This window comes from Alicyclobacillus sp. TC (assembly GCF_016804365.1).
Classification (GTDB): domain Bacteria; phylum Bacillota; class Bacilli; order Alicyclobacillales; family Alicyclobacillaceae; genus Alicyclobacillus_I; species Alicyclobacillus_I tolerans.
In genome coordinates this window covers 2,130,064-2,145,823 of the sequence record NZ_CP044434.1, presented here as the reverse complement: position 1 = coordinate 2,145,823, position 15,760 = coordinate 2,130,064, and the positions used below count along the sequence as shown (strand labels likewise).

Here is a 15,760-nt window from a genome sequence, read left to right as displayed (position 1 = left end):
GGGGTATGCACATGGCGAGAAGAAAATGGCGCGATGATGATTTATGGCAATCGCGCCGCAACGGGGGGGCGCGGACAGTTCTACTCGGTATTGGGATATTTGCTGCATTTGCTGCAGGACTTGGAGTAGGATTGTTGGTGCAGTCGCCGCGTGTAGTAGAAGTGCCAATGCAGGCTCCAACTTCTGGCGCTCCAAGCAGTACGGGTGCGCTCGGAAACTCTCCTGCGAATACCCTTGCCAGTGGACAGTCGGCTAATGTCATTACTCGGGTTTATAATCAGGTAAAAAACAGCATTTGTACCATAACAGCTATCTCTGGCGGTACAGGCAAAAATGCCGGCGAGGAAGACATTGGCACAGGCTTTTTAATTAATAATCAGGGCGATATAGCTACAAACGCTCATGTCGTAAATGGACAGAAAACTGTTACGGTTACGTTTGGACAAAAGAATTATACAGGAATTGTGCTTTCTGCAGATACATTGGATGACTTGGCGATTGTTCATGTGGCGGGTATCGATCAACTGCCACCGTTGCCTCTTGGAAATGCCAACACACTGGTACCCGGTCAGTTTGTCATAGCCATCGGTAATCCGTTTCAATTGACGGAAAGTGTGACTTTTGGCATTATCAGCGGTTTGAATCGATCGATGCCTATGCAAACGGGTCATGTGATGGATGGATTAATTCAAACCGATGCACCTCTGAATCCTGGAAATTCTGGCGGTCCTTTGCTTAACGAGGCTGGACAGGTGGTTGGTATAGATACAGCCATTGAAAGTCCGGTTGAAGGATCTGTGGGGATTGGTTTTGCGATTCCTATTAACCGTTTGGAACGCTTGCTTCCGACTTTATTGCGCGGTGAACAGGTCAAGCATGCCTGGATTGGTATTGCAGGAATGGATATTGACAGTTATTTGCAAAGTCAACTTGACCTCCCAGTCAGCCAGGGTATTTACGTAGAGTCTGTCACACCCGACAGTCCGGCTGCGAAAGCAGGATTACGCGGAGATAGTGGTGCGGCTGCCGCCAATCAGACGGGGCAAATCAGTAAACTGCGTGGTGATGGAGATATCATTATTGGCTACAATGGGCATCCCATTCAGACCATTGAGCAGTTGACGGCAGATATCAATCGGGATCAGCCTGGACAAGTGATACAGTTAACAGTGTTAAGGAATGGTAAGAAAATACAAATCTCCGTGACGCTTGGTAACTGGCCATCATCATCCAGTGGAGGTTGATTTCATCAATGACCAACCGGTCTTTTGCTGACCGGTTGGTTATCCAGTCGTATGGGATGAAAAGTCGAGACTGCCATACAGTCGTTTTTTAAAATCGAATTGGCCCGAGACTTTGACCGCCGTCCATCGTGAGTACATCGCCGGTGATAAAGCTGGCTTGCTCGGAAGCGAGCCAATCCATAGCTTTGGCGATTTCTTCTTTGCTGCCCAGTCTTCCTGCGGGGATGGAATGAAGAACTCGTTGATAGGCTTCTTCTGTTGGCCATAGGCGATCGGCGCCGCCGGTGTCGCCTATTGGCCCAGGAGCAATGCAATTAACCCGAATACGGTGTTTGGCCCACTCGACAGCTACGCTTTTTGAGAATGCCACTACACCAGCTTTAGCGGCAGCCGAATGACAGACACCTGGGCCGCCATTCGCGTAATAAGTGGCGACAACATTGACAATCGCTCCTGGTTGCTGGCGGGCAATTAAACGTCGAGCAAAAGCGGTGGAATAGAAAAATGTTCCATTCAATACAATTTGAACAACAGCATTCCAGCCGTTAGCTGACAGTTCTTCTGCTTTACAGATAAAATTCCCTGCAGCGTTATTAATCAGCACATCTACTTTTCCAAAGTCTGAAAAAACCTCATCCCAAATTTCCTCTGCGCGTTCTGAGTCCCGTACATCTGCCTGATAATAACGTATACGATCTGTTTTGTTTTCTGTTAATCCGCAATGCGTGGCAATCGAATTAGAGGCGTTCTGCAATTTCTCAATACTTCGTCCAATAAGAGCAACAGAACCTCCCGTTTTCACAAAATGCTCCGCAAACGCTTCGCCAATGCCGCTGCTTCCTCCGGTAACAAGTGCAACTCTTCCGCTGTTTAACAATAAGATTCCTCACTTTCGCGGGCCTGAAAAGGTCTTCATCGCGCAGCTAGTTCAACCTCTGCACAGAGCCCACTGTTCTGAAGAGTTTCAACTGACATTCAGTCAAAACTCTGATAAACAAAGATTACCTTATTTTCAGCCGTTTGAGTTTAATTTTTTCAAAATATTTACGAGTGAAGGGGAAGCCATAAATGCATGGCCATTGGCCAGAACATAAGGCGATTGTAATGAGGTTGGGTTTACGGCCAGTTGGATAGAAAGCATTTGTTGTGAATTGGACTCCACATAAAGCGTATCGAATACTTGAGCGCTTTGGACGTTTTTGTTATCAGATATAGGAGTCGATTCAGATAGAGATTTAAGAATTTGCACAATCGTGTTGTGACCGCTGACTGAAATCAGCGTATTGGCAGCCGTTGCGCCAGAAGTCAACGGCTGCAATAAAATGGAACGAACATTAGCCACATCTATATTTTCCGTCAATACGTGAAGTGTGACATGTTCATTGATATAGTCAACGACAAATGCAGACAGGAATGCGACAATCAGGAGAATTGGCGCAATCCAGACAGTACGTGGAATACGGTTTCTTCGCAAGCCATACATAGGGCAGAGGACTCCTTGATTCAAAAGTCGCTTGGCGCGTCCTCTGGTATCGTACTCTGAAAGAGCATCGACATCAACAGCAACTATATGGTTATTGATCAACAATCTTGTGAGAAATATCTATCTAGGTTAGCAGCGTTCTAAGAATCTGCATATCGGCGCTGATAACGAAAAGCAGCTCGTCGGCGCTTGCCTGCTTGCGAGTGATGAAACATTTTGAGCAGAGCCCTTTTTTCTAAACGTGAAACGTAGGAACGGGATATGTTTAAAGCATCTGCTACGTCGTTTTGCGTCCACTCGCGTCCGTCCGTCAGTCCAAACCGCAGTTCAATGACACGTCTTTCCCGTTCATCCAAAATATCAAGCAACTTTAGTGTGGATAGGATTTCCATGCGTTTGCTGACTTCTTCCTCAGTCATGTCTACTTCAGAGCCAAGTACATCGGCAATGACGATATCGTTACCTTCTTTATCAGTGCCAATGGGACTGTAAAGGGATACATCTTTACGGGATTTTTTCTGTGCTCGCAGTTGCATGAGAATTTCATTTTGAATACAGCGCGCAGCGTAAGTGGCAAATTTTGTCCCTTTGTTGGGCTGGTAAGTATCTACAGCTTTGATCAGTCCAACGGTGCCAATGGAAATGAGATCGTCCTGATCGATATTGGCTGAGTCAAATTTTTTTGCTACGTGGGCAACTAGGCGCAAATTGTGTTTAACCAACATGTCATGCGCTTCCCGATCGCCGTTTTGCCAGCGTTCGAAGTACATCTTCTCCTGCTCCTTGCTCAACGGTTGGGGAAAAGACTGATGGAGGTAGCCGCTGACCAACGTGACATCATGAAGCAGGGAAAAGGCAGCAGCGGCAAGAGAAAACAAGGCAGGAACACCTCCGACATTTGATTCAAGATAGCGTATGTCGGAAGCGTATTTTTGGTGAGGAGCTTTGTAGATGTCACCTGCCCAAAGTTTGTTTTACATCATAGTCTTCGCAGAAAAAATCTTCATTGCGTATGATAAATCGTTTCATGCATGCTTTCGCTTTATTGAATGCAAGCAAACCTGTTCTTTTGTAGGTCTAATGACGGGGTAAAACAAAGTTGCCATCCATACCATAGGAGGTCTATAAGAATGACGGTGCCTTCACAAAAAATCTATTTATACGCAGCAACAGAAGGTGATTTTTGGAAAGCAATGGCTGCTGCGCAAGCTTGTAATATACCAGTTTCCCAAGTGACGGGTGATTTCCAAGAAGCCTGGCGCTATGTTGCAGATGGTCAACATCTGGTTATAGCTGTTGGGGGCGCTGCACTTTATGCGCTCTACTACAATCCGTGCAATTGGCAGAATCCTGCTGCTGAAGCTGGGGGGCACACACCATTTTCTCATTATGCCAATGGTGGAGGTATCCAAACCATCACCAAGAACTTCTTTGTGAATGCAGCAGGTTATACAGCACTAGATTCGCTCAAATTAGCCACAATGCTCACTTACTATGCAATTAATGGTGTCTACCCTTATGGGTGGACTGGATTGCCGATACAGGAAACTCCGCAAGCTGTTTGTGTCCAAGGTTCGTCTAACCATATTGATCCTTTGCAACGATCAATAACCACTGTTCAAAAAGCTGGCACCAATATTCTTTCGCCAGAGGTTGGATTATACGCGGTGTTTGACTCTGTACAGTCTGCCGAGTCAGCTTTACAAATCGGCTGGTCAGGATTGGCCAGCACAGCGGCATTGGGTATCTCTACGCCTCCTTATACAGAGTTGCTCTCTAACCATTCTGATCAATATGTTGCAGCCGCGTTGGCCAACAATAACAATCCTCTTGTCTTCTGGATTTCCTTTTGGACGGTTTCTTGGCCTGAACCGGGAGATAGCTTTCAATCGGCTGGGCATGCTGCGGGTGTCTATGCTGCCAATCAATTGGCCAACTATCCAGGGACAATACGCCCTAGTTTTGTTGTGATTGATCCGGAAGGATACAATCAACCTGCAACGACCTCCAGTGAATGGAAGGATTTTATCAGTGGATGGCGGGAAGGACTGCTCTCTGTAGATAGCTCTTTGCAACCAGGATTCTACTGTAATCAGTTTCAGTATCAACAGTATCAATTAAGCTCTTTGCCCGATCCGGCATTTATCGCCATATCTCCAATCTCGGGAAATCAACCTGAAGTAACGGGCGGCAATATCCGTGGCTATATTGCTTACACCGCAAGTTGTCCTGTAATTTCTGATGTAGAGCAGGTAAAAAGCTGGGGAGCTACGTACAATACAGTTCAATTTGCGGACAGCGGTGTAGATTGTGGTCCCAACAGTTAAAACCAGCAGATGATAGTTTCCATTTTTTTAGCATCCGATATGTCTGTAAAACAACTGCTGTTCTTTGGCATGCCAAGGTGGATAAGGTACACTATGGGGTATGATAAAGCGTATGGACCACCTTGGCATCAATGGAAAAGGCCCAAGGCGTTGGTTAGGGAGGTAAATTTGTATGACGTCAACTGTCCGTCGCAAACCGGGCCGCCCCAAGCTGGTCAATGGTGATACTTCAACTGCGCACGCTATCCTAGAAAAGGCTGCTGAATTATTTATGAATTATGGGTATGAAGGTGTGAGCGTAGAGCGCGTGGCAGAAGAATGCAATTTGACAAAGGCAAGTATCTACTACCATTTTGCTAATAAGGCGAGTCTTTTTACTGCTTCAATGATTCATTTGATGAATTTAATAGAGAATCAAGTTAAGGATATCTTGTCCAAAGACATGCCTTTTCTGGACAGGCTTTATGAAATTTCACTGGCTTATTTGAAAATTGCTGAACCACGCATGGAGTTTTCCACGTTGATGAGAGAAGCTAAGCCGTTATTAAGTCGGCAACAGTTACGGCGTATGAAAGAATCGGAAGAACGTTTAGCCACAGCCTTAGCCCATGCAATTCAAGAAACTCAAGAATCCCAAGCCAAAGCGTATGTCGATCCTTATTTGGCAGCTAAGGTCTATCAAGCACTTTTGCCACTGGGTCGTTTGAAACTGGCTAACGGCGCTGCTTATTTTTCAACTGCCGAGCAAGCAGCATCGGAAGTTGTCCATATCACCGCTAGAGTTTTAGGATTTTCTTTTCAGACAATCGAATAAATCTTCATACTTATGCTTCGTTGGATGCTCGAGCAATGGAACGTGATCGAAAAAATAATATTGTACAAATATTATACAACTGTTGTACAATACAAATGAACCTACTGTCCAATTTATCCATTCAGTCTCTTGGATAGGCAGACAAGTATGCCTGAGAAATCAGTTGGCGAGACTTGGATTATCACCAAATGGTTTATTATGAAATTTTTGTAATGCTCTGAAGGATCAAGGTTATCCATGATGTCGTGATTGCGAGATTTTTTAATTTGGGGAAAGGAAGGCCATGTTGTGGGCAATAAACCTGCGTTTTACAGTATTAGCCAAGTTGCGGAAATGACGGGACTGACAACGCAGTTAATCCGGAAGTGGGAACAGCGTTACCGTCTCATCCAACCAGAACGCATGCCTAATGGCTATAGGGTTTACACACAGCATGATGTGGATCTTCTCCAAAAAGTAAGTAAGCTTGTGCAAAATGGGTTCTCCGTAAAAAACGCGGTTCTCTCTGTGCAAAACCAGCATTCTCATTTGCGAGCTTTAGAAAGTCATCCAGAATATCAGCAAACCTCAGAGACTCTGGTTTCAGACAGAGGAATGGATGTTTCAAAAATTCAACAACTGCTTGCTTTAGGAGAACGAGCGGACAGCAGCGGTTTAATTGAGACGATGCAACGCATGCAGCAGGAACTAGGAATTCGGCCATTCCTTTATGAAATCGTTGTTCCCTTTATGCAAAAAGTGGGCACTTTTTGGGAAGAAGGGGTTTGGAGCGAATATCAGGAGCATATTGCCTCAGGAGTGACACGCGATGTGCTGATTCAAATGAGACGCACATTGAGGACACCTGAAAGTGGACCGCTTCTGCTGGCCGCTTGTGTACCTTATGAGCGGCATGAGATTCCTTTGCACATGCTGATGATTGAAGCTGCTCTGGAAGGATGGCGCAGTGTTTTCTTAGGCCCTTCTCCAGCTGAAGGAGCAATTGAAACTTCAATCGTAGAGTTGCAGCCTGTTCGTGTGGCGCTTTCCATGTCCACTCTCGAGCCTGTCCATATCCATCCAACTCTCATAGATGAGTTGAGTCAATTTGCGGCAAAACATGCCAATACGACTTTCTTCTTTGGCGGACGGGGAGCCCAAGCTTACTTTTCTACGCATTCTGCGCATCCATTTTACCTTGTGCAAAACCTGCGGGATGTATTAAGAACGCCCAACTTTTTTTAGACTTATCTATGTCTTACCAAGTCATCGGTCAGCAAATTTTGTCATTCGTTTCTGAATAGTGATCCAATCGATATGTGGATAAAGTATATTGGAGTGGTAAAGTGGACAGGTATAGATGGTTTACAAGTGTTCCGGGGGAGAGATGAGGTCATGGCCCAAATCAAGCGTAGCAAAGCGCTGCAATCGGTAGCTACTTTCGCGGAAGATACAACCGCGATTGAGATGAAAAGGCACAGACCGACCGTAGACAGAGAAAAGGTTGAAGAAGCCATACGTATGTTGCTCGAAGCTGTAGGAGAAAATCCTAATCGGGAAGGTCTTCTGGATACCCCTGCTCGTGTCGCGCGCATGTATGAAGAAATTTTTGCAGGTTTGCATCATAATCCGTCCGAGGAATTATCCGCCCGTTTTCATGTTGATCACGATGAATTGGTATTTGTTAAGGATATTCCGTTTTATTCGATGTGTGAACACCATCTTCTCCCGTTTTTTGGAGTGGCGCATGTAGCCTATCTGCCAAGTGGCGGTGTCGTAACGGGCCTTTCCAAGCTTGCGCGTCTTGTCGATATGGTGGCCAAACGCCCGCAGGTTCAAGAACGCATGACTAACATGATTGTCGATGTTTTGATGCAAGAAATGGAACCTGCAGGGGCCATGGTTGTCATTGAAGCAGAACATTTGTGTATGAATATGCGCGGAATCAAGAAACCTGGCAGCAAGACACTCACCATTGCGGCTCGCGGCGAATTTCAAGAACATCCAGAACGCCGCGAGGAAATTTTGCAAATGATTCGTTATGCGCACTAAAGGTACTTGGCTAGTTTTTATTCATCTTCAAGGCAAAACCATGCTAATATATCATTTGAGGTGTTAGCAGCAGTAGTGGCGACGGCGACTTTTCGCTTGTCGCTCGTCGCGATCAGGAAAGTCATCTTCGTCTTCGTCTGACGGTTCAAGCATGGGTCTGCCGCGTTTTTCTGACTTTTCTCCAGATTCGTCGTTGCTTTGTGGAGATCCGGGAATATCATGCGCATTTTCAAAGGTGCCAAAGACAATTGCCTCTCCGTTTTCCACTACCTTGCGGCCCTTGGCAAATACGTGTTGAATTTTGTATTCTTTATCCGTCAATAGTATATCAGCGTCAAGGCCGGCTTTGAGTCGGCCTTTGTGTTGTAGTTTTAATATGCGTGCCACGTGCAGGGTCACTATGCTAATAGCTGTTTCCACAGGAACCTCTTCTTGAACGATGGCATCCACCGTTTCTTCCCAAAGTGTTTTAATGGAGCCAATGCCCATGGCTAAAAGTTTGCCGCGATCGTCAAAAATAGGAGAACTGCCATTGCTGTCAGAACTCATGGTAATCAAAGCAGGGCGAATTTGGGCATCCAACAAGCGGCGAATCGCTTTGGATGGTTTAACAGAAACGTGGTCGTGCTTGTCGGGGCGAATACCAGATGTAACATCGACGATCCCCCCTTTTTTTCCGTATCGCACAGCATCCTCTAATAAATCAGGATTGCGGTTAAGATGGGTTGGGACAAAAGTGGATAGAGGCAATTCTGTTTTGTCGATTAAATGAAAAAGAATCGACAGCTTTTGATCGTCATCACCCACATGCAAATGAAGCACGCCTGCCTTGCCAGCTAAAAGCCCGCCAACACGCGCTTCACTGGCTAGTTCGGCTAAATCCTGCTCGCTAGGATGGGATGAACGGGTATCAGAGATGGCAATTTCGCCAATGCCGATCACTTTTTCGATTAAAACCAAGTCGCTGCGTGGCATGCCTGTCAACGTACGTGTGGGCACTTGATAGGCACCAGAGTATATGTACGTGCTGACGCCCTCAAAATCGAGTGCCTGCGCTTTGGCTAGCAGTTCGCGGGTGCTGCGCGTTACACCATCTGTTCCCAGAACTCCTACAAGGGTGGTGACTCCAGCTGTTGTAATATGGCTTAGAGATATTTCTGGAGTACGGTAATGAAAACCACCTTCGCCACCACCACCAGCCATATGGACATGTTGATCAATTAATCCAGGAAAGGCGTAATATCCGTCAGCTTCGACAATTTCCAGTTCGGGTAAACTTCCGTGCATCGAAAGGTCATCAGCAATTGCCAGAATGTGTCTGCCACCAAGCAGAATGTCTTTCTTGCCAAGTGATTTTGGTGCAAACACTTCAGCGTTTTTAATCAAAGTCAGTACAGGCATGCAAATCCCCTCGCTCCAATAAAAGGCTGCTACAAGTCTTTCCATCCATAGCCCGCAATAAACGTGGCAAGATATTATGGAGATACGGACAATCTGTGTATAATGCTGTGGGGGGTGTTGCCAAGATGGAACGAACAATGTTGAAATCCAAAATTCACCGAGCCACGGTCACGCGGGCCAATTTACATTATGTGGGCAGCATCACGATTGACGAAATACTCATGGAAGCTGCAGATATATGGGAAAATGAAAGAGTTCAGATTGTGAATTGTAATAACGGGGAGCGCTTGGAAACTTACGTCATTCGGGGCGATCGCGGTAGTGGTGCGATTGAATTGAATGGCGCGGCTGCTCGTTTGGTACAGCCTGGAGATATTATCATCATTATGTCCTATGCGCAAATGAGTCAAGAAGAAGCTCGGGAGCATCGGCCTCGTATTGTCATTGTCGACGAGCATAATCAGCCTGTGCCGGTTGATTTTACAGAAACACATGCGTTCAATCAGCAATTGCAAACGGTTATTCGTTGACTGAGGCTTTATTTCCACCCTTTGTATGCAAGTATGAAAAAAGCAAAGGGGCTGTCCCAAAAGTCATCGTAGATGACTGAGGGATAGCCCCTTTGGTGTAAACAAAAAGAAATCGCCTTTTGGTAAAATGGAAGTGTGAGCAACCAAAACACCAAAGGAGCGATTTCTTTGTTTATTGAGTATAACATGGATCAGCAATACCTCCCAATGGATTTGGAGTTAGACATTCCCCCTGGTCACATCTCTCGGGTGGTAAACACAGCCGTTAACCGCCTAGATGACACCATTTTTAAAACGGCTTACCCTGGCGGCGGTCGGGATAGTTACCATCCCAAAATGATGACCAAAATTGTGATTTATGCCTATACACAACGTATATATTCCTCTCGCCAAATCGCCAAAGCTGTTCGAGAGAACGTACCGTTCATGTGGTTAGCTGGAAGACAAACACCGGACTTCCGGACGATTAACAGATTCAGAACGGAACGCATGAAGGACGTTTTGGAGAAAATCTTCACCGGCGTACTAGAACTACTGGTTGAAGAGGGATACGTCAAGCTGGAGAACTACTTTGTTGACGGCACGAAGATTGAAGCCAACGCGAATCGATACACATTTGTCTGGGGAAAGGCTGTTGCCAAGCATAAAGCTCGACTTCAGGAGAACGTGAAAACACTCTTTTCCAACATAGAGGAATTGGAACGACAAGAGGAGCTTGAGCATAGTGGTGATGACTTACTTGAGTTGGGTGAGTCCTCGCAGTTGACCAGTGAAAAGCTGGAGCAGGCTGTACAAAATCTAGAAGCTCGACTACAAGAAAGACCGAAGGACAAGCCGCTTCGGCGAAGTGTACGCCAAATTCGTCGGGATCTTCTGCCTCGCCTACAGAAGTACGAATCGCAAGAACAGACACTTGGTGACCGGAATAGCTTCAGTAAAACTGACCCGGATGCTACGTTTATGAGAATGAAAGAAGACCATATGAAAAATGGACAATTAAAGCCAGGTTACAATGTTCAAATAGGTACGGAAAACCAGTTTATTTTGGGGTATACCCTACACCAGCGTCCAACGGATACAAGATGCCTGATCCCACATCTAAAACAGGTAAAAGACCGTCTAGGCAAACTTCCAAGAACAATTATTGCAGATGCAGGATACGGTGGCGAAGAGAATTACGCGTATCTCGAAAAAGAAGAACTTGATGGCGTTGTAAAGTACAACACATTTCACAAAGAGCAGTCTAAGACGTGGAAGAATGACCCAAGCCGAGTTGAGAATTGGCACTACGATGCTGAGCAGGATGTATGGACGTGTTTGAATGGACGAAAGCTGACATTTTGGGGGCAAAGCAACAGAAACACTGATAATGGATACCAGACACAGCTACGAACATACCGAAGCGAGAACTGTGAAGGGTGTTTACTTCGGGAACGTTGTACAAAGTCCGCTGGTAATAGGGAGATTCGAGTGAGCCTGCAGTATCTGCTCTACAAGCAGCAAGCAGCCGAACGACTTAAGAGTCCAGAAGGAAGGGACTTAGCCATACGGCGAATGACTGAAGTGGAGAGCGTATTTGGACAGATAAAGAACAACCGTGGATTCAGACGATTCCTACTCCGAAACCTGCCCAAGGTTACCATGGAAGTTGGGTGGATTTCACTTGCCCACAATTTGTTGAAGAAAGCCGCGATTGACGAAATGAGGCACAGGGTTGGATGAGGAGATCTCATCCTTTTCTAAACCTCCAATGAAAAATCCCCAACCACAAACGAAGGGGCTGCCCGTCAGCGGTTTTCAACCGCTTTTGGGACAGCCCCTTTAAGATGAGCATGGTGCAACTGCTATTATTTCGCAGCTTCAAAACGTTTGTTCACTTCAGCCCAGTTGATGAGGTTCCAAAACGCTTTGATGTAGTCTGGGCGTTTATTCTGATACTTCAAATAGTAAGCGTGTTCCCATACATCAAGTCCCAGAACTGGTTTTTTGCCCTCCATCATGGGGTTGTCTTGATTGGGAGTGCTCATAATGGACAGTTTGCCGCCATCCACCACCAACCATGCCCATCCACTTCCAAATCTACCTGTTGCAGCTTTGGTAAACTCCTCTTGGAATTTTTCGAATGAGCCAAAGGTCTCGTCAATCGCCTTGGCAATTTCACCCGTAGGTGCTCCGCCGCCGTTGGGGCTGAGAATTTCCCAAAACATACTGTGATTGGCATGTCCGCCACCATTGTTGCGCACAGCGGTGCGAATATTTTCTGGAACAGCGTCTAAATGGCTTAGCAGATCTTCGATACTTTTGGATTGCAGGTCAGCATGTCCTTCCAGAGCGGCGTTCAAATTGTTGACATACGTACCATGGTGACGGTCGTGGTGGATTTCCATTGTCAGGGCGTCAATGTGTGGCTCCAAAGCGTTAAAAGCGTATGGGAGCGGTGGTAATTGAAAAGCCATGCAAATCCCTCCTATGTAAAGTTGTAGAGTATTTGTTCTTCTTTAGTTTAGCGTAATTATGCGGGATTTTCCAAATCTGATTTTGCCACTTCTGCATTTTCCGTTACTTGTACGATTCCGCTTGTCCCACCAAATCTGCAATCCTTTGGACACCTTCACGATCGAGCCGTTCAGCCAATTCCTGTGTCAATACGTCCAATAAAGCAGGCCCGCGATAAATAAAAGCAGAATAAATTTGAACGACACTGGCACCTAGTTTTATCTTTTCGTATACGTCGTCTGCACTATAGATACCGCCACATCCAATAATCGGCACTTTTCCTTCTGTAACCTTATACAAAGCGGCTATGACTTGGTTCGATCTCGTTTTTAGAGGTTTGCCGCTCAGTCCGCCACTTTCTCGGGCATGGATATGTTTGATTTGATAACGTTCAAGGGTAGTATTGGTGGCAATCCAGCCTTCACATCCCGCTTCAAGAAGTTTGCTGGCTAGTGGAACCAGACTTTCATTCGGCAAATCGGGTGACAGCTTGACAAAGACGGGCGGTTGATAGGAGCGGTGAGAGGTTTGACGATTGCGTTCGGCAATCACTTGTTCGACAATACGGCTGGCTTCTTGTTCGTTTTGTAAGTCGCGTAGTCCAGGAGTATTGGGAGAAGAGACGTTAATGACCAAATAATCAGCTACACCCGCCAATATTTCTGTACAGGCTACATAGTCGTCAACAGCTTGAGCATTGGGGGTGCTTTTATTTTTTCCAATATTCGCCCCAACAGGAATGGTGAGATGGCTTTCTTGCAGACGTTTTTTGAGTGCATGGGCACCAGCGTTGTTAAATCCCATACGATTCACCAGCGCTTCTTCTTCAACAATTCGAAATAAACGAGGTTTCGGGTTACCAGGTTGCGGCCGCAGAGTGACGGTGCCCACTTCAAGCATGGAAAAACCACAAGCTTCAAGGCCAGTGAGTGCAATACCGTCTTTATCCAGACCCGCGGCAAGTCCAATCGGATGTTTAAGATCCATATGATAAAGTTGTGTGGCTAAATTTGGGGCGGGCTGTTGGGCTTTAGGACGCAGCCATTTCCCCATATTTGGCGCTGTTTTCAGTATGGAGAGCGTGGTGTGGTGAGCTGTCTCAGCGTCGGTGCTAAAAAGCAGTTTTCGCAAAACCGAATACATCGAATGGATTCTCCTCTGCACCTTGATGCGTTTTTATCTAGTCAAAGTTTAGCATCCTTTACGCTGACACCCCAACAAGGTAGACTAAGAAACGGATCGGCCGATGTTAAATAATGGTTTGTAACATGGTAGTCGATGGTGCCGTCAAAAAGGAGAGGACGGCTGGAAGGATTGGTGAAAACCATCAGTGAACTCACAGCGAGAGCAGTGGCTTCAAGAAGAAAAATTAGCCGCCCTCAAAGACTGGATGAAGTTATATGGACAGGATGTTATTCAATACGCATACTCCTATGTCAAAGATTATCATCAAGCAGAAGATATCGCTCAGGATGTCTTTCTAAAGGCTTTGACACAGTATGATACATTCAGGCAGGAAAGCTCGCCAAAAACTTGGCTCATGGCTATCACAGCCAATCGATGCAAAGACTATATCAGGTCTTGGAAAGTCAAGCACGAAGAAATCAATGAACAGCCTATTCAAACGTTCAGTACATCTGAAAATGTAGAGCGTGAAGTGATAGAACGGTTGGAGAAGGATGAAATTTGGCAGATGATTCAACGTATCCCTCTAAAATATCGAGAGGTTCTAGTTCTGTTTTATCAGCAGGAACGAAGCGGTCAAGAGATTGCACAAATCTTGCAGATTTCCGAAGCCTCTGTTCGAACGCGTTTGCATCGAGCGAGGTCGTTCATGAAAACCGAGTTGGAGAAAGGAGGTTTCACAGATGCAACATGAGGACGATGATATAGAGCAGAAAATTCGCCAAACGCTTCAGAAAGCAGGTAAAGTCCCGTTTCGTGAACAATTGCAACAGCGCATTCTAGAAGAGGCTGAGCGACAATTGGTCAACGTTCCTGGTTTGGGGGTAAAAAAACGGCGCTGGTTTCGGCTTTTGCCCAATTTGACTGCTGCAGCGGCAGTATTTTGCGTGATTGCTGTAGGGGCTTGGCTCTATACACAAAAAAAGCCGCAGGCTGGACCAATTGCTCCTTCGGGTGCTTTTAGTTCGGCTTCGCAAGGTAGTCTAGCTTCTACATCCACATCCTCCTTATCTTTAAGTAAGGATGCCTATTTGCTCTATCCGGCACCGATAACTGTTCAACATATTCGATTTGGTCAGCTTCCTGGTTGGCCTGCTGGTTCTGTGGTCTTTACGCAGTTGACCAATGAGTCGAATCGGATTATAAAAAAATCCGAAATATTTGGCATTCTTAGTTTTTCTGGAAAATCCGTCCAATCACGAGACAATTTTTTAAGTTTTGTCAATGGCCCTAAAGAAATAGCGCCTCATGCCACAGTTACCTGGTCGTTTCATCCGGTGGGTGCACCGGTTAATGCTGCAGGTGCGCTGTCGGAGCAAGCCCAACTTGCGTTTTATTGGTCGAATGCTTCCGATATTCCATCCAATCTCCATGATTCGCCGCTGGTTTGGCGTCAGTCATCTATTCTCTTGAGCAACATCAGTGTCTTAAATGGTCCAACTTTAGCGCGGGGGCAAGCCATCACGGTGGATGCCCAGTTTACCAATCCAACCAAGCAGACGATTGTAACTCATAATTTACTTGCCGTTGTTTGGTTCTCTAACATGCCTAACCAAGGATTTACTGAATATGGAACTGCACGCTTTCTGGAACATCTGCCTTCGTCGATTCCCAACAAATTAGCGCCAGGAGCCTCCTTTGATGTGCAATTTCATGTCATCGGTGGAGAGAAGACAGATTATTTCAGTATGACACCGCATGTTCAACTTGTGGAATTGCCTACTCAAGTCCCAACACCTTCTCCTTGAACGATCTCGACCTTATCAATCTCGGCCTGTGCAATGGAATGATGGTAAAGTTGCTCTTGCTTTCAATAGCGGAATAGAGGAGCATAGATGTGAGATAATGGACGAAGAAGGTATTTGAGCATGACAACAAGATTTAGCATGGCTGAACTGGCAGAAATGCTTCATGAAAACATCGAGCACGTACGGATAGCTGTGGATTCACTTGCTGCAGCAGGCCAACTGACAGGGGAATCTTTTCAATTTGGTCATCGCAATTGGCGAATTGCTCCAAGTGATGTGAAAAATATTGCACACTGGTTGGTGGAAAACAGAGAACACTTGAGTCAACATCCATTAGCCGAAAAACAGTCAGGTCGCGGACAGAGAAGAGTTGTCAGGAAAGTCATTTCTGCTCCGAACAAGAGCCATCAAAAGGACTGAATTCTTGCTTATTTTATCAGCAATTGCGTTTCTGGGGTGGTCTGATTTACACTGATGGCGCCGCCTGAGGATTGGCAAATA

16 protein-coding genes are annotated in these 15,760 nt (G+C 45.9%); 10 read left to right on the top strand and 6 right to left on the bottom strand.

Annotation, left to right across the window (positions count from 1 at the left end; translation table 11 throughout):
* Positions 1 to 11: 11 nt before the first annotated feature.
* Complete coding sequence (locus tag FY534_RS10635; protein WP_072872837.1) at positions 12 to 1,244, top strand: S1C family serine protease; 1,233 nt, start codon at positions 12 to 14, stop codon at positions 1,242 to 1,244.
* Positions 1,245 to 1,332: 88 nt separating this feature from the next.
* Here the strand turns inward: FY534_RS10635 and FY534_RS10630 are convergent, their stop codons facing one another.
* The 3 genes from FY534_RS10630 to sigK form a co-directional block, all read right to left on the bottom strand.
* Complete coding sequence (locus FY534_RS10630) at positions 1,333 to 2,121, bottom strand: SDR family oxidoreductase (RefSeq protein ID WP_072872838.1); 789 nt, start codon at positions 2,119 to 2,121, stop codon at positions 1,333 to 1,335.
* A gap of 135 nt (positions 2,122 to 2,256) precedes the next feature.
* Complete coding sequence (locus FY534_RS10625) at positions 2,257 to 2,727, bottom strand: hypothetical protein (protein WP_072872839.1); 471 nt, start codon at positions 2,725 to 2,727, stop codon at positions 2,257 to 2,259.
* 140 nt (positions 2,728 to 2,867) lie between these two features.
* Entirely contained in the window at positions 2,868 to 3,605 is a 738-nt protein-coding gene (gene sigK / locus FY534_RS10620; RefSeq protein WP_072872840.1) for an RNA polymerase sporulation sigma factor SigK, read from the bottom strand.
* Between the two features lie 252 nt (positions 3,606 to 3,857).
* Between sigK and FY534_RS10615 the strand changes: the two genes are divergently transcribed.
* From FY534_RS10615 to folE, 4 genes are all read left to right on the top strand, one after another.
* Complete coding sequence (locus FY534_RS10615) at positions 3,858 to 5,054, top strand: hypothetical protein (RefSeq protein WP_203114525.1); 1,197 nt, start codon at positions 3,858 to 3,860, stop codon at positions 5,052 to 5,054.
* Between the two features lie 172 nt (positions 5,055 to 5,226).
* Positions 5,227 to 5,868 (top strand): TetR/AcrR family transcriptional regulator, encoded by a 642-nt coding sequence (locus FY534_RS10610; protein ID WP_203114524.1) that lies wholly within the window; start codon positions 5,227 to 5,229, stop codon positions 5,866 to 5,868.
* A gap of 288 nt (positions 5,869 to 6,156) precedes the next feature.
* On the top strand, positions 6,157 to 7,092 hold the full coding sequence (locus tag FY534_RS10605) for a MerR family transcriptional regulator (protein WP_203114523.1): 936 nt from the start codon (positions 6,157 to 6,159) through the stop codon (positions 7,090 to 7,092).
* Positions 7,093 to 7,314: 222 nt separating this feature from the next.
* Positions 7,315 to 7,899, top strand: coding sequence for a GTP cyclohydrolase I FolE (folE, locus tag FY534_RS10600; protein WP_083574013.1), 585 nt, complete (start codon positions 7,315 to 7,317; stop codon positions 7,897 to 7,899).
* A gap of 63 nt (positions 7,900 to 7,962) precedes the next feature.
* On the opposite strand, the gene iadA is transcribed toward folE, so the two are convergent.
* Positions 7,963 to 9,300, bottom strand: coding sequence for a beta-aspartyl-peptidase (gene iadA, locus FY534_RS10595; protein ID WP_072872843.1), 1,338 nt, complete (start codon positions 9,298 to 9,300; stop codon positions 7,963 to 7,965).
* A gap of 125 nt (positions 9,301 to 9,425) precedes the next feature.
* Here iadA and panD point away from each other — a divergent pair, with 125 nt between their 5' ends.
* Positions 9,426 to 9,830 carry an aspartate 1-decarboxylase gene (panD, locus tag FY534_RS10590; protein ID WP_072872916.1) on the top strand — a complete coding sequence of 135 codons (405 nt, stop codon included), beginning with the start codon at positions 9,426 to 9,428 and terminating at the stop codon, positions 9,828 to 9,830.
* A gap of 168 nt (positions 9,831 to 9,998) precedes the next feature.
* Entirely contained in the window at positions 9,999 to 11,552 is a 1,554-nt protein-coding gene (locus FY534_RS10585) for an IS1182 family transposase (protein WP_203115601.1), read from the top strand.
* 125 nt (positions 11,553 to 11,677) lie between these two features.
* Here FY534_RS10585 and FY534_RS10580 read toward each other — a convergent pair whose 3' ends face one another.
* Positions 11,678 to 12,286: a superoxide dismutase gene (locus tag FY534_RS10580; RefSeq protein ID WP_203114522.1), complete on the bottom strand. Its 609-nt coding sequence runs from the start codon at positions 12,284 to 12,286 to the stop codon at positions 11,678 to 11,680.
* 103 nt (positions 12,287 to 12,389) lie between these two features.
* Positions 12,390 to 13,469, bottom strand: coding sequence for a quinone-dependent dihydroorotate dehydrogenase (locus FY534_RS10575; RefSeq protein ID WP_203114521.1), 1,080 nt, complete (start codon positions 13,467 to 13,469; stop codon positions 12,390 to 12,392).
* Positions 13,470 to 13,656: 187 nt separating this feature from the next.
* Between FY534_RS10575 and FY534_RS10570 the strand changes: the two genes are divergently transcribed.
* The 3 genes from FY534_RS10570 to FY534_RS10560 all read left to right on the top strand — a co-directional run bounded on the left by FY534_RS10570 (position 13,657) and on the right by FY534_RS10560 (position 15,679).
* Positions 13,657 to 14,205 (top strand): sigma-70 family RNA polymerase sigma factor, encoded by a 549-nt coding sequence (locus FY534_RS10570; protein WP_238413512.1) that lies wholly within the window; start codon positions 13,657 to 13,659, stop codon positions 14,203 to 14,205.
* Positions 14,195 to 15,259 (top strand): hypothetical protein, encoded by a 1,065-nt coding sequence (locus tag FY534_RS10565; protein WP_203114520.1) that lies wholly within the window; start codon positions 14,195 to 14,197, stop codon positions 15,257 to 15,259. Before FY534_RS10570 ends, FY534_RS10565 begins: the two co-directional genes overlap by 11 nt.
* A 120-nt stretch (positions 15,260 to 15,379) precedes the next feature.
* Positions 15,380 to 15,679, top strand: a complete 300-nt coding sequence (locus FY534_RS10560; RefSeq protein ID WP_203114519.1) for a hypothetical protein — start codon at positions 15,380 to 15,382, stop codon at positions 15,677 to 15,679.
* The last annotated feature ends 81 nt before the right edge of the window (positions 15,680 to 15,760 follow it).

What these genes read in the sequence shown, in the direction of transcription:
- FY534_RS10635 (WP_072872837.1), top strand. Translation starts at nt 12, where the DNA reads ATGGCGAGAAGAAAATGGCGCGATGATGATTTATGGCAATCGCGCCGC.
- FY534_RS10625 (WP_072872839.1), bottom strand. Translation starts at nt 2,727, where the DNA reads ATGTATGGCTTGCGAAGAAACCGTATTCCACGTACTGTCTGGATTGCG.
- FY534_RS10615 (WP_203114525.1), top strand. Translation starts at nt 3,858, where the DNA reads ATGACGGTGCCTTCACAAAAAATCTATTTATACGCAGCAACAGAAGGT.
- FY534_RS10610 (WP_203114524.1), top strand. Translation starts at nt 5,227, where the DNA reads ATGACGTCAACTGTCCGTCGCAAACCGGGCCGCCCCAAGCTGGTCAAT.
- folE (WP_083574013.1), top strand. Translation starts at nt 7,315, where the DNA reads ATGAAAAGGCACAGACCGACCGTAGACAGAGAAAAGGTTGAAGAAGCC.
- iadA (WP_072872843.1), bottom strand. Translation starts at nt 9,300, where the DNA reads ATGCCTGTACTGACTTTGATTAAAAACGCTGAAGTGTTTGCACCAAAA.
- panD (WP_072872916.1), top strand. Translation starts at nt 9,426, where the DNA reads ATGGAACGAACAATGTTGAAATCCAAAATTCACCGAGCCACGGTCACG.
- FY534_RS10580 (WP_203114522.1), bottom strand. Translation starts at nt 12,286, where the DNA reads ATGGCTTTTCAATTACCACCGCTCCCATACGCTTTTAACGCTTTGGAG.
- FY534_RS10575 (WP_203114521.1), bottom strand. Translation starts at nt 13,469, where the DNA reads ATGTATTCGGTTTTGCGAAAACTGCTTTTTAGCACCGACGCTGAGACA.
- FY534_RS10565 (WP_203114520.1), top strand. Translation starts at nt 14,195, where the DNA reads ATGCAACATGAGGACGATGATATAGAGCAGAAAATTCGCCAAACGCTT.
- FY534_RS10560 (WP_203114519.1), top strand. Translation starts at nt 15,380, where the DNA reads ATGACAACAAGATTTAGCATGGCTGAACTGGCAGAAATGCTTCATGAA.